General features: G+C 40.7%; 14 protein-coding genes and 5 tRNA genes. 18 read left to right on the top strand and 1 reads right to left on the bottom strand.

Annotation, left to right across the window (positions count from 1 at the left end; all coding sequences use genetic code 11):
- Positions 1–3: 3 nt before the first annotated feature.
- Complete coding sequence (locus tag UMU13_RS03725) at positions 4–1,302, bottom strand: NCS2 family permease (protein ID WP_328217234.1); 1,299 nt, start codon at positions 1,300–1,302, stop codon at positions 4–6.
- A gap of 697 nt (positions 1,303–1,999) precedes the next feature.
- Here UMU13_RS03725 and UMU13_RS03730 point away from each other — a divergent pair.
- The 18 genes from UMU13_RS03730 to rpoB all read left to right on the top strand — a co-directional run bounded on the left by UMU13_RS03730 (position 2,000) and on the right by rpoB (position 17,375).
- Positions 2,000–4,381, top strand: a complete 2,382-nt coding sequence (locus UMU13_RS03730) for a DNA polymerase I (protein ID WP_328217235.1) — start codon at positions 2,000–2,002, stop codon at positions 4,379–4,381.
- 30 nt (positions 4,382–4,411) lie between these two features.
- On the top strand, positions 4,412–5,452 hold the full coding sequence (locus UMU13_RS03735; RefSeq protein ID WP_328217237.1) for a GGDEF domain-containing protein: 1,041 nt from the start codon (positions 4,412–4,414) through the stop codon (positions 5,450–5,452).
- An 18-nt stretch (positions 5,453–5,470) separates the two neighbouring features.
- Positions 5,471–6,736, top strand: a complete 1,266-nt coding sequence (hisD, locus tag UMU13_RS03740) for a histidinol dehydrogenase (RefSeq protein ID WP_328217238.1) — start codon at positions 5,471–5,473, stop codon at positions 6,734–6,736.
- A gap of 83 nt (positions 6,737–6,819) precedes the next feature.
- On the top strand, positions 6,820–8,424 hold the full coding sequence (locus UMU13_RS03745; RefSeq protein ID WP_328217239.1) for a lytic transglycosylase: 1,605 nt from the start codon (positions 6,820–6,822) through the stop codon (positions 8,422–8,424).
- A gap of 115 nt (positions 8,425–8,539) precedes the next feature.
- Positions 8,540–8,612: transfer RNA gene (locus UMU13_RS03750), tRNA-Thr, on the top strand.
- 6 nt (positions 8,613–8,618) lie between these two features.
- Positions 8,619–8,701: transfer RNA gene (locus tag UMU13_RS03755), tRNA-Tyr, on the top strand.
- Positions 8,702–8,706: 5 nt separating this feature from the next.
- A tRNA-Gly gene (locus UMU13_RS03760) sits at positions 8,707–8,780 on the top strand.
- Positions 8,781–8,854: 74 nt separating this feature from the next.
- Positions 8,855–8,928 (top strand) — tRNA-Thr (locus UMU13_RS03765).
- Positions 8,929–8,950: 22 nt separating this feature from the next.
- A complete protein-coding gene (gene tuf, locus UMU13_RS03770) occupies positions 8,951–10,141 on the top strand; it encodes an elongation factor Tu (RefSeq protein ID WP_013885646.1) in 1,191 nt (396 codons plus the stop codon).
- 6 nt (positions 10,142–10,147) lie between these two features.
- The gene (gene rpmG / locus UMU13_RS03775; protein WP_013885647.1) at positions 10,148–10,297 is read left to right on the top strand and encodes a 50S ribosomal protein L33; all 150 of its coding nucleotides are present in this window, start codon (positions 10,148–10,150) and stop codon (positions 10,295–10,297) included.
- Positions 10,298–10,306: 9 nt separating this feature from the next.
- Positions 10,307–10,382: transfer RNA gene (locus tag UMU13_RS03780), tRNA-Trp, on the top strand.
- A 26-nt stretch (positions 10,383–10,408) separates the two neighbouring features.
- Positions 10,409–10,591: a preprotein translocase subunit SecE gene (gene secE / locus UMU13_RS03785; RefSeq protein WP_328217241.1), complete on the top strand. Its 183-nt coding sequence runs from the start codon at positions 10,409–10,411 to the stop codon at positions 10,589–10,591.
- A gap of 4 nt (positions 10,592–10,595) precedes the next feature.
- Complete coding sequence (gene nusG / locus UMU13_RS03790; protein ID WP_328217242.1) at positions 10,596–11,120, top strand: transcription termination/antitermination protein NusG; 525 nt, start codon at positions 10,596–10,598, stop codon at positions 11,118–11,120.
- Between the two features lie 18 nt (positions 11,121–11,138).
- Entirely contained in the window at positions 11,139–11,564 is a 426-nt protein-coding gene (gene rplK / locus UMU13_RS03795; RefSeq protein ID WP_328217243.1) for a 50S ribosomal protein L11, read from the top strand.
- A gap of 15 nt (positions 11,565–11,579) precedes the next feature.
- Positions 11,580–12,287, top strand: coding sequence for a 50S ribosomal protein L1 (gene rplA / locus UMU13_RS03800; protein WP_328217244.1), 708 nt, complete (start codon positions 11,580–11,582; stop codon positions 12,285–12,287).
- Between the two features lie 96 nt (positions 12,288–12,383).
- Positions 12,384–12,905, top strand: a complete 522-nt coding sequence (gene rplJ, locus UMU13_RS03805; protein ID WP_328217245.1) for a 50S ribosomal protein L10 — start codon at positions 12,384–12,386, stop codon at positions 12,903–12,905.
- A gap of 17 nt (positions 12,906–12,922) precedes the next feature.
- Complete coding sequence (gene rplL / locus UMU13_RS03810; RefSeq protein WP_013885653.1) at positions 12,923–13,306, top strand: 50S ribosomal protein L7/L12; 384 nt, start codon at positions 12,923–12,925, stop codon at positions 13,304–13,306.
- Between the two features lie 97 nt (positions 13,307–13,403).
- On the top strand, positions 13,404–17,375 hold the full coding sequence (gene rpoB, locus UMU13_RS03815; RefSeq protein WP_328217246.1) for a DNA-directed RNA polymerase subunit beta: 3,972 nt from the start codon (positions 13,404–13,406) through the stop codon (positions 17,373–17,375).
- Positions 17,376–17,378: the final 3 nt, after the last annotated feature.

The following is a 17,378-nucleotide window of genomic DNA, read 5'->3' on the forward strand; positions in this document are numbered from 1 at the left end:
ATTTTACGCAGTCCCAAGGTATATGAATCTTGCTATAAAAATAAGCGCCAAAATCCATACGGTAAGTTTAACTTCGTTAGCTTTTCCAGCCAAAGTCTTTGTTATGGGGTAAAATATAAATCCCATGGCAATACCTGTTGCGATACTGTATGAAAACGGCATAGATATTATTACCATAAATGAAGGAAGGGCTTCCGTCATATCCTCCCAATCGATTTTGGTGACTGTTTTCAGCATGAAAACTCCTACAATGACCAGCGCCGGCGAAGTTGCATAGGCCGGTATTGATTCGGCTAAGGGCGCAAGGAACATACTTAGTAGAAAGAGGATGCCGACTACAACGGATGTTAAGCCTGTCCTACCGCCTTCAGCTACCCCTGAAGCACTTTCTATGTATGTTGTGATGGTGGATGTCCCTAAAACACTACCGAAACAGGTTCCTACAGCGTCTACAGTTAATGCTCTGTTGACACGGGGAAATTCACCGTTCTTTTTGATAAATCCTCCCTGTTTTGCAACGCCAACCAAAGTTCCCGTTGTGTCAAACAAATCAACAAACAGAAATGCAAAAACGATACCGAAAAAGCCGATATCCAGAGCCGAGGAAATATCCAATTTGAAAAATACCGGTGATATATCCGGGGGCATTCCTATGATACCTTTAAATTCAGACAGCCCTGCCAAGAGTCCTATGATCCATATAATCAGTATGCCGATAAGTATAGCACCTTTGAGTTTTCTGGCGATAAGAGCACCGATTATAATTATTCCAATAATCGTCATTATTGCGGATGCCGCTGTCATATCACCAAGTGAGACAAGAGTGGCAGGGTTCTTGACAATAATGCCGACCTCCTTCAAACCTATCAATGCTATAAAAAGACCTATGCCACCTGCCGTGGCCAGTTTAAGGGATTCTGGGATGGAATAGACAATGACTTCCCTTATCCTGGCAACGGTGAGGATAAGAAATATTACACCTGAGATGAAAACTGCTCCGAGAGCTGTCTGCCAGGAATAACCCATCTGACCTACAACTGTGAACGCGAAATAAGCGTTCAAACCCATACCTGGAGCCAGCGCAAAAGGATAATTGGCGAACAGCCCCATGAAAATAGTACTGAAACCTGCCGCAATAACCGTTGCCAGCATTACAGCTCCAAAATCCATTCCGGTTTTGGAAAGTATTGCAGGGTTTACAAAAATGATATAAGCCATGGTCATAAAAGTAGTAATACCTGCGATAATTTCGGTTTTTACGTTGGTGTTGTGTTCGGAAAACTTGAATAAACGTTCTAACATAATATAACCCTCTTATCATATTTTTATGTAATTTTTGTTTATCCCCGGCGGATGAATATGTCAATACTTTTAGATATTGGCAACTTCATATTTTTTAATATTTACACTAACTTAATTTAATAAGGAGATAATGAGATGGTCAAATAATGAAGTGGTGAGAGGGTTAAAGGGCTGAGTTACAAGGGGCAAGGTGATTGAGAGGGTTGATAAAGTTGAATAAAATATTAGCTCAAGTTTCGCACTTGCACCTATTGAAAGTCTTTGTTCACCCTGTTAAATATCAGCTTCGCTGATTGCCTGTGGCATTTAACAGGGCAGGGAGTGATAACGACGAAGCAATCTCCATACTTTTCTTATTTTGAGATTGCCACAAGCCTGTTTTCACAGGGTTTCGCAATGACACAGAGAAGTGCGAAACTTGATATTAGTGTTAAGCGGTAAGTTTGCTTGAATTAATAACTATAAATTACCAGGAATAACCAAACTTTCATCAGCCTTGAACCTGGACAGTCTCTACTACCCAAAAAGGCTTAACTAACTCAGATACTTCCGACTGGTGCATATAAATGTGTAAATTTTGGATGTTGCAATTGGTAGATTTTTGCTGCACTTGAATTGAAGCGATATAAAAATTGTCTTTTAAATTCTTATGAGATGTTGTAAATTTAGATAAAAATCGTTTTGGAAAGGTTGATTTATGCGTTTAATTATTGACGGTCATTCAGTTGCATACAGGGTATATTATAAAACTCCCAAGCTTACGAACACTAGGGGAGTACCGACATCAGTGGTTCATACTTTTCTGAATATTCTGCTGAGTCTTAAGGAAGAGCTCAATCCTGAGGAAATGATCGTGACTTTTGATTCAAAAGGCAAAACAGAGCGTCACGGCATGGATGAGGAATATAAAGCAAACAGACAGCCCGCTCCCGAGGATCTCATACCTCAGATTGAAATGCTTAAAAATGTTATTCCGCTGCTGGGTGTGAATGTTTTTGCAAAAGAGGGAGTTGAGGCTGATGATATTATTTTTACCCTGTCTGAGGATTGTGAGGATGACGTTTATATAGTTACCAAAGATAAGGACATATATCAGCTTGTTAATGACAGAGTTAAGATTTACGATTATCAGAATAATAAGGTAATCAGTGTAAAAGAAGTAGTTGATAAATTCGAAGTTACTCCGGAACAGATCCCTGACTTCCTGGCGCTTGTGGGCGATTCTTCTGATAATATCCCCGGTGTGAAAGGTATCGGTCCTAAGACTGCAGCTCCTTTACTTAAGAAATACGGGAGTCTGGAGAATATCTATAAGCATCTTGATGATTTGAAATCCTCAGTGAGGGATAAACTGGAAAAATACAGGGATGACGCTTTCTTAAGCAAAGAATTGACTGAGCCCATCAGAACTGAAATTGAATTTGATAAAAGTGAAAGATTCGATGAAAGCAGTCTTTTGGAGTTTCTGGAAAAATACGAGCTGAATCAGATAAAACAAAGGCTTTTCGGCAAAAACGAAAATGTAGATCTGGGCAACGGTGATGTCGGCAAACCTGACTTAGCAGCTTTCGTGGAAGGTTCGTTTTATACGGCTGATTCACACAACTACAATGTAGAAAAAGATTACAAAAAAGCTTCACAGGCTAAATATGTTTTTTCATACAAGAACATATATAAACATCTTCAATCGCCTGTAAAAGGTGTCCTTGATCTGGAGATAATTTCCTGGCTCAACGATCCGGATTCCGGCGGCATAAAAAAACAGAAGGAAGAGGATGTCAGTGCATTTTTGAAAAGACTGAATGAGCAGGCGGAAAGTATTTATACAGAATTTAAAAAGAATGATTTTGAAGATGTGTATGAAAATATAGAAGTTGCTACAGCCGAGGTTTTGGCCTGTATGGAGCTTGACGGTATCAAACTCAGCAGAGAAAAGTTGAAAGCAGTTGATGATGAGCTTGCAAGTGAATTGAGTCGGATTGAGGGGAAAATATTTTCAGCATTGAATAAGGAAATCAATCTCAATTCGCCTAAACAGCTTTCTGAAGTTTTGTTTGATGAGCTTGGTATAAAACCATACAAAAAAACAAAAACGGGATATTCCACCAACGAAGAATCACTGAAAAATCTAATTATAATGAATCCCGGATATGCAGAGCTTCTGGAGTTGATACTGACACACAGAGAGTATTCAAAATTAAAAAACACCTATACAGGGAAACTCGGTGACTATGTAAACTCAAAGACCGGCCGTGTTCATTCAACTTTTAACCAGGTAGGTACAGCTACAGGGCGTCTCTCATCCTCCAATCCGAATTTGCAGAATATACCCCAAAGGGGGAAAATCGCTTCCAGGGTGAGGTCAGCTTTCATACCGGAGGAGGATTATTCGCTTATCTCTTTCGACTATTCCCAAATTGAGCTGAGGCTTCTGGCACATCTATCAGGTGATAAAACATTATTGGAAGCTTATGAAGCGGATGCGGATATACACAAAAAAACTGCCGCTTCCATTTTTAACATCGATGAAAAGGATGTTGACAGTAATTTAAGAAGGATTGCAAAGGCGGTGAATTTTGGTATTATTTATGGGCTGAGCCCTTACGGTCTGGCCAGAGATACCGGGGTAAGCCAAAAGGAAGCCAAAGAGTTTATTGATAAATATTTTAAATTGTACCCTAAGGTTGATTCATATATCAAAGATGCTTTAAAACGTGCCAAAGAGCAGGGTTATACAGAAACACTTTTTGGAAGAAAACGTTTTGTCAAAGAACTTTCAAGCAAAAACAAAGCTCTGAGCAGCAGAGCGGAGAGAATTGCAATAAATGCACCGATACAGGGATCTGCAGCTGATATTATAAAAAAGGCAATGCTTGATACGTTTGCATATCTTGCAGATAAAAATGTTAACGGCAGACTTATACTTCAGGTTCACGATGAACTGATTTTTGAAATTAAAGATGGTGAAGTGGATACAGTGTTTCATAAACTCAAAGATATAATGGAAAAAATCGTTCATTTGGATGTCAATATGAGTGTTAAAGGGAAGATCGGCAAAGATTTGGGGGCATTGAAATAAAATGATTATCACTGCTGTGAAGGGTGCGATATGAGCAAAGTAAACAATATTCTGAAAGAAAACGGTGAGTTGAAAAGAGAACTCGAAGGCATTCTCGGTTTGGTCAAAGAAAATGAAGCCAAGTATGAAGGCTTTAAGGTTGTTGAATATGCTTTCTTGATGTCGGAGAATCTTGAGGATTATTCAGAGAAGCCGCTGAGATATCTTGAAGAAATCTTTTCCATTGACAGGGTTCTGCTTTTTGTAAATAACGTGGTTTTTGAAGAGGAAGTGTTCGGTGAGATTGATTATCTGGACAATATAATTTTTACTGAAGACCGGACATTCAGATATTTTTATCTTGAGAAGAGACCGTATTGTGATTCGGGTAAAACCAATATGATAAATGAGTTTGATTTGAAAGGTGATGATTTTGGCTCATATCTTTTTTCACCTGTAATAGAAAATAATAAAATTATCGGCAGCCTTAATTTATACAGCAAAGATCCTTCAAGATTTGACGGGGAAAGCAGTTTTGATTTTATCAGGGATCTGTCTTTTAAGATTTCAGTTTCTCTTAGAAAAATTTATGATTCCCAAAAACTTTACAGACAGTCCCGGGTGGACATAACGAGTAACACCTATAACACCCTTGCTATGTATGAATTTCTTAATCAAGCGCTTCACAGATATATGCGCTATGGCTGTCCTTTTGATTTTTACCTTTTTGAAATAGATGATCTTAAAAAGATTGTGGATAAATACGGTCATCGTGCAGGAGATAAATTTATAAGGGACCTGGGCGGTTTGATGAATGAAAATTTCCGTAAAAGTGATATGATCGGCAGATTTGGAAGAGATGTATTTTATCTTATTATGCCTCACAGTGACGGTTCTGTGCATGACGATATCGTTTATAAATTTAAACAAATTATTAAGAGTGTATGCAAAGAAAATGGCTTTGATACCGATCTTGGTATGATTACAGGTCATGCTGACGCTCCGGCAATTTCCTCTTTTGCAGAAGATGAGAAGTTGCGTTCTGAAGATATTTTAAATATTGTGGATGAGCTTCTGTCCAAAAACCGATAAATATCCGGCAGGTGGTGTATGATAATTGACAAGAACAGCGATAAACTTAACAAAATTCTTAACAGGGGAGAACTTTTCGACGAGAAATATTTGTCCATAGTGATGGATATACTGAAAGATGTAAGAATCAACGGCGATAAAGCTGTAAAATCGTATACAAAGAAGTTTGATAATCATGATTTGAATGAAAGCTATGTAATTGGCGTGGATGAACTGAAGTCATCTTTTGATAAACTGGAGAGCGGATTGAAAAATTCGCTGATAAAGGCTGAAAAGTCCATCCGTTTTTATCATGAAAAACAGATGGAGAAGACGTGGCTTATTAACGGGAATAACGGGATCATTCTCGGTCAGAAAATCAGCCCTGTTGAAAATGTCGGGATATATGTTCCCGGCGGCAAAGCGGTTTATCCCTCGTCAGTTTTGATGAACAGTGTCCCGGCAAATGTTGCAGGTGTGGAAAACATTGTAATGTCAACTCCTGCTGCACACGGCAAAATTCAGGAAAGTGTTTTGGCTGCGGCGTATCTCGGTGGAGTTAAAAAGGTGTATAAAATAGGCGGTGCTCAGGCTGTGGCAGCCATGGCATATGGGACTGAAACGGTTGAAAAAGTGGACAAAATTGTAGGGCCTGGTAATATATTTGTTGCTTTGGCTAAAAAGCTTGTTTTCGGTTTTGTGGATATTGACATGATTGCCGGCCCGAGTGAGATAACAATAATCGCCGATGAATCTGCCCGTCCTCAATTCGTTGCAGCTGACATGCTCAGTCAGGCCGAACACGATGAGATGGCTTCATCTGTTTTAATTACCGATTCAAAAGCGTTGGCTGAAAGCGTAAATGCTGAATTGAAAAAACAGTTGGGCGAATTGCCGAGAAAAGATATAGCGGAGGCTTCTTTAAAGGATTTTGGTGCCATTGTATTGGTTGAAAACCTTGAAGAGGCTGCAGAGGTTTCTGATAAGATTGCTCCTGAACATTTGGAATTGTGCGTGGCAAACCCTTACGAACTGATGTTTAAAGTACGGAATGCCGGAGCAATTTTTCTGGGGCATTATACACCTGAAGCTGTCGGTGATTACATTGCCGGGCCCAATCATACTCTGCCAACCGGAGGTTCGGCTCGATTTTTTTCACCTTTGGGTGCATATGATTTTCTTAAAAGAAGCAGCATTGTAAATTTTTCCAAAGATGCTTTGAGAGAATGCGCTGAAGATGTTATGGGCATTGCAAACAGTGAAGAACTAACAGCTCATGCCAAATCTGTGAAAGTCCGCATTTAATGTTTGCGGTATATTGTGAAAATTGATATGGATTTTTTAATGATGCACTTGATTCTGGAAATTGGAGAATATATATGTCATTTATGATAAGAATATTTTATTTTGTTTTTGTGTCCGTGTTTCTGATATCCTGTTCGTCGATAAACAGCAGTCAGTTTTTTCATAATAAGAAGGCAGGTGCCGGGAATATTGCACCTGAAAATTCTTATAAAACAGGTACAGATAATATGTCAAAAACGGATAACATTTCAGGTGAACCTTTTCTGCCTGATTTTACTTTAAAAAATCTCTATAAACCTGAATTATCGGTAAAACATGCCGGTATTTTTGACGAAAAACTGGATATTGACCCTGAAGTTAAAGAACAATCAAAATATGATATCCCCATTGTTGTTACTGAAAGAGTTAAATATTATTTAGAGTTATATGGCAGACGTTATCCCCATACGTTTCAGAAGTGGCTGAACCGGTCTTACAAATATATGTATATAGTACAGGATATTTTTCTGAAACACGGATTACCGCTTGATCTTGCATGTCTGGCTTTTGCCGAGAGCGGTTTTAATGTAGGTGCTTATTCTCATGCCGATGCAGGAGGGATGTGGCAGTTCATTGAATCCACCGGCGAGATATACGGTTTGAAGAATAATTTTTGGGTTGATGAGAGGAGGGATTTTGAAAAATCAACTGAGGCTGCTGCCGAACATTTAAAGTATTTGTATGAGAATCTTGGAGACTGGTTTCTTGCAATAGCTGCTTATAACGGCGGTTACTATAAAGTTGTCCAGGGAATAAGACGTTATGATACAAAAAATTTCTTTGAGTTGAAAGAGCACAGATTTTTATACAGGGAAACGGAAAATTATGTCCCCAAATTTATCGCACTTACAATACTTTATAACAATTATATGAAATACGGATTTAAAGTTCCGGATACATCGCCGCTTGTTTATGATAAGGTTACCCTTAATCAGCCGGTGAATTTATATGTCATTGCCGACAGGTTTAATATATCCGTGGAAAAGCTGAAAGAGCTTAACCCTTCGCTTAAAAAGCCTATAACCCCGCCAACAGACGGTTTTGCACTCAGAGTACCATTCGGGAAAGGCGGGATGGTGAAAGCTGCTCTTGCTGAAGGGTCTCCAAAAGATTTTCTCGGTCTGAAAATTTACAGAGCTGAAAGGGGCGAATCGGTTTGGAAAATTGCCAATAAATTTAATACATCTGTTTATGAGTTTAAACGTTTAAACGGTATTAATTACAACAGGATAGTATATGACAGAATTGTTTTTGTCCCCAATAAAAAACTTTATACTGCCGGTTATTATGACAGGTTTCTAAGAGAAGTCAGACCTTACGTTCCTTCTGTGTATATTGTGAAAAAAGGGGATAATCTTTATGACATAGCACACCGTTTCGGTTTGTCCCTTAATGATCTTCTGGCTATGAATAAAGGAATAAACCCCCGTCTTATACATCCGGGGGATACTGTAGTTGTTTCCAAGAGAACAGAATTTGATTATGTCAGAGTGGCTAAAAAAGGCAGTGCAAAATATGTAGTGAGGCGTGGCGATACACTATGGGACATTGCAAAAAGATTCGGTACTTCCGTAAATAGAATTATGAGGGTGAACGGACTTGAGAATGCGAAATTAATGCCGGGAAATGTTCTTGTTGTTCCCAATTGACAGTTTTTTATTTTATGAGAGTGTGATAGGCTGCTTCATGGAATTTTGGAAAAAAATGTATAAAAAACTTGACAAAAAAATTTAATTTGGATACTATCCACATCCGCTACTTATTGCTGGCGTAGCTCAATTGGTAGAGCAACTGACTTGTAATCAGTAGGTTGGGGGTTCAAGTCCCTTCGCCAGCTTTTATAGGGGAGATACCCGAGTGGCCAAAGGGGGCAGACTGTAAATCTGCTGGCGTTTGCCTTCGGAGGTTCGAATCCTCCTCTCCCCATAAATGCGGGTGTAGCTCAGTTGGCTAGAGCATCAGCCTTCCAAGCTGAGGGTCGCGGGTTCGAATCCCGTCGCCCGCTTAAATTTGAGAAGAATAAGACGGAGGTAGTAAAAGTGTGCCTTCGTCTATTTTTTGTTTGTATAAAAGAAATATGCCCACGTGGCTCAGTCGGTTAGAGCGCGTCCTTGGTAAGGACGAGGTCACCGGTTCAATTCCGGTCGTGGGCTTTAAAACAATGGAGGGAGTACTATGTCCAAGCAAAAGTACGAAAGGAAGAAACCTCACGTAAACGTAGGCACGATAGGCCACGTTGACCATGGTAAGACGACATTGACAGCAGCGATGACACATGTACTGTCATTAAAGGGGTACGCAGATTATATTGAGTTTGGTAATATAGACAAGGCCCCTGAGGAGAAGGAGCGTGGTATAACGATAGCCACTGCTCATGTTGAGTACGAGAGCGACAAGCGCCACTATGCACACGTAGACTGTCCTGGTCACGCAGACTATGTAAAGAACATGATTACAGGTGCAGCGCAGATGGACGGAGCGATATTGGTAGTAAGTGCAGCGGACGGCCCTATGCCTCAGACAAGGGAGCACATTCTTTTGGCGAGACAGGTAGGAGTTCCCAGTATAGTAGTTTTCATGAACAAGTGCGACATGGTGGATGATGAGGAGTTGCTTGAGCTTGTAGAGCTTGAGATAAGAGATCTTCTAAACACCTATGAATTTCCCGGAGATGATATTCCGATAATCAAGGGTAGTGCACTGCAGGCGTTGGAGAATGCTGAAGATGAAGAGAAGACGAAGTGTATATGGGAATTGCTTCAGGCGATGGATGATTATATACCTGCTCCTGAGCGTGATATAGACAAGCCGTTTTTGATGCCGATCGAGGATGTATTCAGTATATCCGGCCGTGGGACAGTAGTTACGGGAAGAGTTGAGCGAGGTAAGGTAAGGGTACAGGACGAGATAGAGATAGTAGGGCTTACAGACACCCGTAAGACTGTGGTAACGGGAGTTGAGATGTTCCGTAAGATACTTGATGAAGGAGAAGCCGGAGATAATGTAGGTGTACTTCTTAGAGGTATCAAGAAGGATGATGTAGAGCGTGGTCAGGTACTTGCGAAGCCAGGTAGTATAACGCCGCACCGTAAGTTTAAGTGTGAGGCATATATATTGACAAAAGAAGAGGGTGGTCGTCATACGCCATTTTTCAGCGGATATCGTCCACAGTTTTACTTCCGTACGACGGATGTGACTGGAGTGATAACATTGGCTGAGGGAGTAGAGATGGTAATGCCCGGAGATAATATCAGCTGTGACGTGGATTTGATTCAACCGATAGCGATGGAGCAGGGGTTGAGATTTGCTATACGTGAAGGCGGCAGGACAGTAGGTGCCGGTGTCGTTACAGAAATCGTGGAGTAATAGATAATGAGAGATATTGTGATATTGGCTTGCACTGAGTGCAAAAACAGAAACTATAATACGACGAAAAATAAAAAGACGACTACAGGTAAACTGGAATTCAGTAAATACTGCAAGCATTGCAGAAAACATACACTTCATAAAGAGACCAAATAAGATATAAGTAGGCCAGTGGCTCAATTGGCAGAGCACCGGTCTCCAAAACCGGGGGTTGGGGGTTCGAGTCCCTCCTGGCCTGCCATATCCTTTTTGTATTGGGAGTTCATTGTGGGAAAAATAACAACGTTTTTAACCGAAGTAAAAGAAGAATTAAAGAAAGTAACCTGGCCCAGCAAAGATGACACTATCGGTACAACTGCTGTAGTAATTGTGCTTGTAATTGTCATTTCCATATTTTTGGGTATAGTTGACGCCGGGCTTTCGAGACTTTTCAATCTGTTGATAGGGTAGTTTGATGGCTAAAGAATGGTATGTTGTTCACACATATTCCGGTTTTGAAAAGCGAGTTAAACAACTGCTGGAAGAAAAGATTAAAAATGAAAATTTATATGATGATATTGATGATGTGCTTATACCCACAGAAGATGTAGTTGAACTCAAAAAAGGAAAAAAGAAAATAAGCAAGAAAAAAACTTTTCCGGGGTATATACTTGTTCATATGGAAATGAACACCACTAACTGGCATAAGGTTAAGTCAATACCTAAAGTAACCGGCTTTGTCGGAGGGATAAACCCTGTTCCGATTCCTGAGCAGGATGTAAAAGCCATGATTGATCTGGCTAAATCACAAGCTCCACGTATGGCCGCCAAATATATGAAAGGAGATACCGTGGAAGTTGTCGACGGTCCTTTCTTAGGTTTTAACGGTGTAGTGGACGAAGTGAACCCTGAGAAAGAAAAAGTAAAAGTAATAGTGAGTATTTTCGGAAGACAAACACCTATTGAGCTCGACTATTTACAAGTTAAACGTGTGGGCTAAATTTTTGGAGGAAATGCAATGGCTAAGAAAGAATTAGGTCAAATAAAATTACAAATACCCGCGGGGAAAGCTAATCCTTCGCCACCAGTTGGTCCTGCCCTGGGTCAGCGGGGTGTGAATATTATGGAATTTTGCAAAGCTTTCAATGCGGCGACACAAAATCAGGGTGACATGGTTATCCCTGTGATTATCACTGTGTATGAAGACAGGTCTTTTACCTTCATTACGAAGACACCGCCAACTTCCATACTTATTAAAAAGGAATTGAACAAAGAAAAGGGCTCCGGCAGTCCCAAGCTTGAGAAGATAGGTAAATTATCTGCAGATCAGGTCAAAAAGATTGCTGAGGTTAAATTGCCGGACTTAAACACCAATGATATAAATCAGGCTGTTAAAATTGTTGCCGGTTCTGCAAGAAGTATGGGAGTGGAAGTAGAACTTTAAATTTAAGGAGTAATCATGGCTAAACATGGGAAAAAATATAAAGAAGCTTTAAGTAAGATTGACAGGCTTAAAAGCTATGAATTGCAGGAAGCTTTGAGCCTGCTCAAGGAAGTAACTTTTGCTAACTTTGACGAGACAGTGGAAGCTGTTGTTAAATTGGGAGTAGATCCGAGGCATGCAGATCAAATGGTCAGGGGGTCTGTAAGTTTGCCCCATGGAACTGGCAAGACCGTGAAAGTTCTTGTTTTTGCAAAAGGGGATAAAGCCCAGGAGGCAAAAGACGCAGGTGCTGACTATGTAGGCGACGACGATTTGGTGACCAAAATTCAGGGAGGTTGGTTTGACTTTGACAAGGTAGTTGCAACACCCGACATGATGGCAAGCGTAGGTAAGTTAGGTAGGTTATTAGGGCCAAGAGGGTTAATGCCCAACCCCAAAGTGGGCACAGTAACAAACAATATTAAAGAAGTGGTAAGTGATCTGAAAGCCGGTATGATAGAATACCGGGTTGACAAGGCCGGGATAATACATGCCCCGGTTGGAAAGAAAAGTTTTGAAAGCACACAGTTGGCTGAAAATCTTAAGTCTTTGATCGATTCGCTGGTAAAAGCGAAACCCGAGTCTGCCAAGGGGCAGTATGTAAGGGGAGTTTATATCTCTACAACGATGGGACCGGGACTTAAAGTTGACCAACAACAACTGCTTGGAGAACTGAAACTGTAAAAATCGAAAGTAATTCTGGTTGAAGAAGCAGGTGTGCAAACGTAAATCCTGCGGAAACCGGTTGTTATAGATGCGGCCGGAAAGAGGAGGACTAAATTGAAAAGAAGTGATAAAGAGCAGTTAGTAGAAGAACTTTCAACCGAAATATCCGAAGCTTCTGCAATTTTCCTTACAGATTTTAAAGGATTGAACTTTCCTCAGATGGAAAATGTCAGAAGTACAATAAAATCTTTAGACAGCAACTTTAAAGTTGTTAAAAATAGACTTTTGAAACTGGCCCTGGAAAAACAGGAAATAGAAGGACTTCATGAGCACCTTGTACAACCTACAGCTTGCGCCATTGTTAAAGGAGAACCAACAGCAGTTGCCAAAGAGTTCAAAAAGTTTGCCAAAGAATACGACGCTTTCGATATCAAAGGTGGGTATTTTGAAGGAGCAGTGTTAAGCGAACAGGATATTATTGCCCTTGCGGATATACCTTCCAGAGAGGAATTGTTGTCGAAAATGTTAGGAAGCATGACAGCGCCGGCAAGAAATTTTGTTTCCCTTCTTGCAAATGTTCCAAGGAACTTCTTGAATGTGCTTAATGCCATTAAGGATCAAAAAGAAAATAATTAACTTATGGAGGATAGGATATGTCTATCACAAAAGAACAAGTAGTTGAATTTATCGAAAATATGTCTGTTATCGAGCTGGCTGACTTTGTTAAAGAGCTCGAGGACAAATTTGGTGTTTCTGCTGCAGCACCTATGGCTATGGCTCCCGGTGCGGCTGCAGGCGGCGAAGCTGCTGAAGAAGCTGCTGAACAAACTGAGTTTGATGTTGTGTTATCATCAGCTGGTGATAAGAAGGTTCAGGTTATTAAGGTTGTCAGAGAGATAACCGGACTTGGCCTTAAAGAAGCCAAAGCTCTTGTGGACGGTGCACCAAAACCTGTTAAGGAAGGTGTTACCAAAGAGGAAGCGGAAGAACTCAAAGGAAAACTTGAGGAAGTCGGCGCAGGAATAGAAATAAAGTAACTATTTTTAAAATTTAACGCAATATATTCATTAAGGGCGCAGCTGCGCCCTTAATGTATCTTAGTAATCAAAATATAATTCCCGGCAGGTGGAAAACATGACAAAATCTTCAAATTCCATCGAAAGATTAAATTTTTCAAAAATCAGACAGGTGGTAGATTTACCGGACTTAATCGAAGTCCAGAAGGAATCATATGCCCAGCTGCTCCAGGAGCATGTACCTTCGCACGAAAGACTGGAAAAAGGTCTGGAGCAGGTATTCAGGGAAGTCTTTCCCATTACCGATTTCAATGAGACATCTATTTTGGAATATGTGAGCTATGCTCTTGATAAAGCAAAATATACTGCATCTGAAGCAATACAGCGTAAAACAACATATGCTGCTCCGCTTAGAGTAAAAGTTCGTTTGGTGAACTATGATATAGATGAAGAAACCAATGAAAAATCCGTTTTATCGGCAAAAGAGGCTGAAGTTTATCTTTGTGATATTCCATTAATGACGGAAAGGGGTACATTTGTCATTAACGGTGTGGAAAGGGTAGTTGTTAATCAGTTACACCGTTCCCCGGGGATATTTTTTGAAGATGCTACGGCTGGAAAAAGTGTTGTGGAAAAACACTTGTATAGTGCGCGAATAATCCCTTACAGAGGTTCCTGGATAGATTTTGAATTTGATGCAAAGAATGTGATGTATGTCAGAATTGATAAAAAACGGAAGATTCCCGTAACCGTACTTCTAAAAGCTCTTGGTCTGGATGAACAGAAAATACTCGGTACTTATTACGGTACAGAAACGATACATTTCACTGATGACGGGATGGTTAAGGATTTTGATCCGGAAAAAATTATCGGCAGAAGAAACAGCTGTGAAATCAAAGATGAAACCGGTGAAATACTTGTAAAAGCTAACTACAAGATTACAAAAGCAGCAAGAAAGAGGCTTGTTAAAGCTGGAATCCAATATATACCGATAAATATAGAGGATATTGAAGAAACATATATAGCTGAAGATATTGCTGATCTGGAAGGGGAAATTATTGCAGAGTCAAACACCCCTATCAGCGAAGAAATTCTTGAAAGGTTGAAAGATAACGGTATAGAATCTTTTAAAGTTTTGAGTATTGACAGGCAGTCAAGCGACAGTGCCATAAGAGATATCTTAGCATCTGACAAGGTTAAAACACAGGAAGAAGCACTCTTGGAAATATACAAGAAGTTGCGCCCGGGTGAACCGGCCACTCTTGAGACTGCACAGAATCTGTTTGATAATCTGTTCTTTAATGAAAAACGTTATGACCTATCCCGAGTGGGAAGACTGAAAATTAACAAAAGACTGAAATTAAATACCCCCCTTGATACAACTACACTGACACCGGAAGATATAGTGGAAACAGTCAGGGTGCTTGACAATATAAGACAGGGGCTCGATAAAGTAGATGACATTGACCACCTCGGTCACAGACGGGTCAGGGCTGTGGGCGAACAGCTTCAGAATCATATAAGAATCGGCCTTACCAGGATGGAAAAAACTGTAAAAGAAAGGATGAGTATTCAGGATATAGAGGAGTTGTCTCCTCAGGATCTCCTTAATGCCAAGCCTCTTTCTGCTTCCATAAAAGAATTTTTCGGAAGTTACCAGCTTTCGCAATTTATGGATCAGACAAATCCTCTAAGTGAGGTTACGAATAAAAGGAGACTTTCGGCATTGGGTCCCGGAGGACTTAACAGAGAAAGAGCGGGGTTTGAAGTAAGGGATGTTCACACATCTCACTACGGCAGAATTTGCCCTATTGAAACACCTGAAGGACCCAACATCGGTTTGATAACCTCTTTAACGACTTTTGCCCGGATAAATGAATTCGGTTTTATTGAAACACCTTACAGAAAAGTTGAAAACAACAGAGTAACGGATGATGTTGTCTACATGTCAGCCATTGAAGAAGAGGATTTTTGCATTGCCCAGGCTAATGCCCCTCTGGATGAAAACGGATATTTTATCAGAGAGGTTGTGGCCTCAAGGTACAAAGGAGAGTCAGTTACTTCGCCTAAGGAAGATATTCAATATATGGACGTTGCACCGATGCAGATAGTTTCGGTTTCCACTGCACTTGTTCCTTTTCTGGAACATGATGATGCTAACAGGGCACTTATGGGATCTAACATGCAGCGTCAGGCGGTACCGCTGGTCAAGACAGATGCACCGATAGTCGGCACCGGTATGGAGAGCAAAGTTGCCAAAGACTCCGGAGCCGTAATAACTGCCAAAAATGAAGGATATGTGGATTACGTAGATGCTGAGAAGGTTGTTATTCGCTATGAGAAAGAGGATGATTTCGGAATAGATGTCTACGAACTTGTAAAATACAGAAGATCCAATCAGGACACATGCATCAATTACAAACCAATTGTTAATAAAAACGATTATGTGGCTAAAGGCGATCCTATTGCTGACGGTCCTGCTACAGACAGGGGTGATCTTGCTCTGGGCAGGAATGTTATTGTGGCGTTTATGCCATGGATGGGTTACAACTACGAAGACTCAATTCTGGTTTCTGAAAAACTCGTAAAAGAGGATGCTTTCACTTCCATTCATATCGAGGAATACGAAGTTGAAGCCAGAGATACCAAGCTGGGACCTGAAGAAATTACCAGAGATATACCAAATGTGAGTGAGGAAGCACTTGCTAACCTGGATGAAAGCGGTATCATAAGAACGGGTGCTCAGGTTAGTGAGGGTGAAATCCTGGTGGGAAAGGTCACTCCCAAAGGAGAGTCTCAGTCCACTCCCGAGGAAAAATTACTCAGGGCAATTTTCGGTGAAAAAGCCGGAGACGTAAAGGATGCCTCACTAAGGGTTCCTCCTGGTATTACAGGTACAGTTGTAGATGTCCAGTGTATGACAAGACGTGGTGTGGAAAAGGATGAGAGAACTGAAGAAATTGAGCACGAAGAGTACGAGAAGATAAAGTACGACTATAAGAAGAAACTGGAATCTCTTGAAGTGGCAAGAAAGAATAAAATAGTCGACTTGCTGAGCGGCAAAACTCTGCAGGATTCATTCGAAACGGAAAGTGTGAAGCTTGATGCCGGCAGCAAACTTACCAAAAAAGTGTTAAACAAGCTTGACTATTCCGAGCTTGTAATGCTGCCCGTAAAGAAAAAGAATGAATTCGAAAATAAATTGTCGCAGATAAACGCCATATATTTTGATAGAATAAAAATGGTTGAGGAAGATTTTAAGGATTTAAAATCGAAAGTTGAGAAAGGCGATGAACTTCCTGCCGGTGTATTAAAGTCCGTCAGGGTTTACATCGCTGTTAAACGCAAGCTGATGGTAGGCGATAAAATGGCGGGAAGACATGGGAATAAAGGTGTTATTTCCAGAATACTGCCTGAAGAGGATATGCCGTTCCTGCCCGATGGTACCCCTGCTGAAATTGCACTGAACCCCCTTGGTGTTCCATCCCGTATGAACGTGGGACAGGTATTGGAAACACACTTGGGATGGGCTGCAAGAGCACTCGGTCTGCATATTGCAACCCCCGTATTCGACAGTGCACAGGAATCAGATATTAAGGAAATGTTGAAAAAGAGCGGGTTCCAGACAGACGGACAGACGGTACTTTTTGACGGAAGGACAGGTGAACGCTTTGATCAGGAAGTCACTGTTGGCGTAATGTATATACTAAAACTTCATCATCTTGTGGAAACCAAAATTCACGCCAGATCAACAGGTCCGTATTCTCTGGTTACCCAGCAGCCTCTTGGAGGCAAGGCTCAATTCGGCGGTCAGAGACTTGGTGAAATGGAAGTCTGGGCGCTTGAAGCCTACGGGGCGGCCCATGTGCTTCAGGAGATGCTGACTGTTAAATCGGATGATGTTGAAGGAAGAACAAAGGTTTATGAAGCAATTGTTAACGGTAATCTGGACTTTGAGGCAAGCATGCCCGAGTCTTTTAACGTTCTGATAAAGGAACTGCAAGGTCTGGCACTCGATGTTGAGCTAATGACAAAAGAAGAGCTCGACAAAGAGGAAACGACAGAAGAAATTGATGAAATAGAAAATTAATGG

The organism is Flexistipes sp. (genome assembly GCF_036172515.1).
Classification (GTDB): domain Bacteria; phylum Chrysiogenota; class Deferribacteres; order Deferribacterales; family Flexistipitaceae; genus Flexistipes.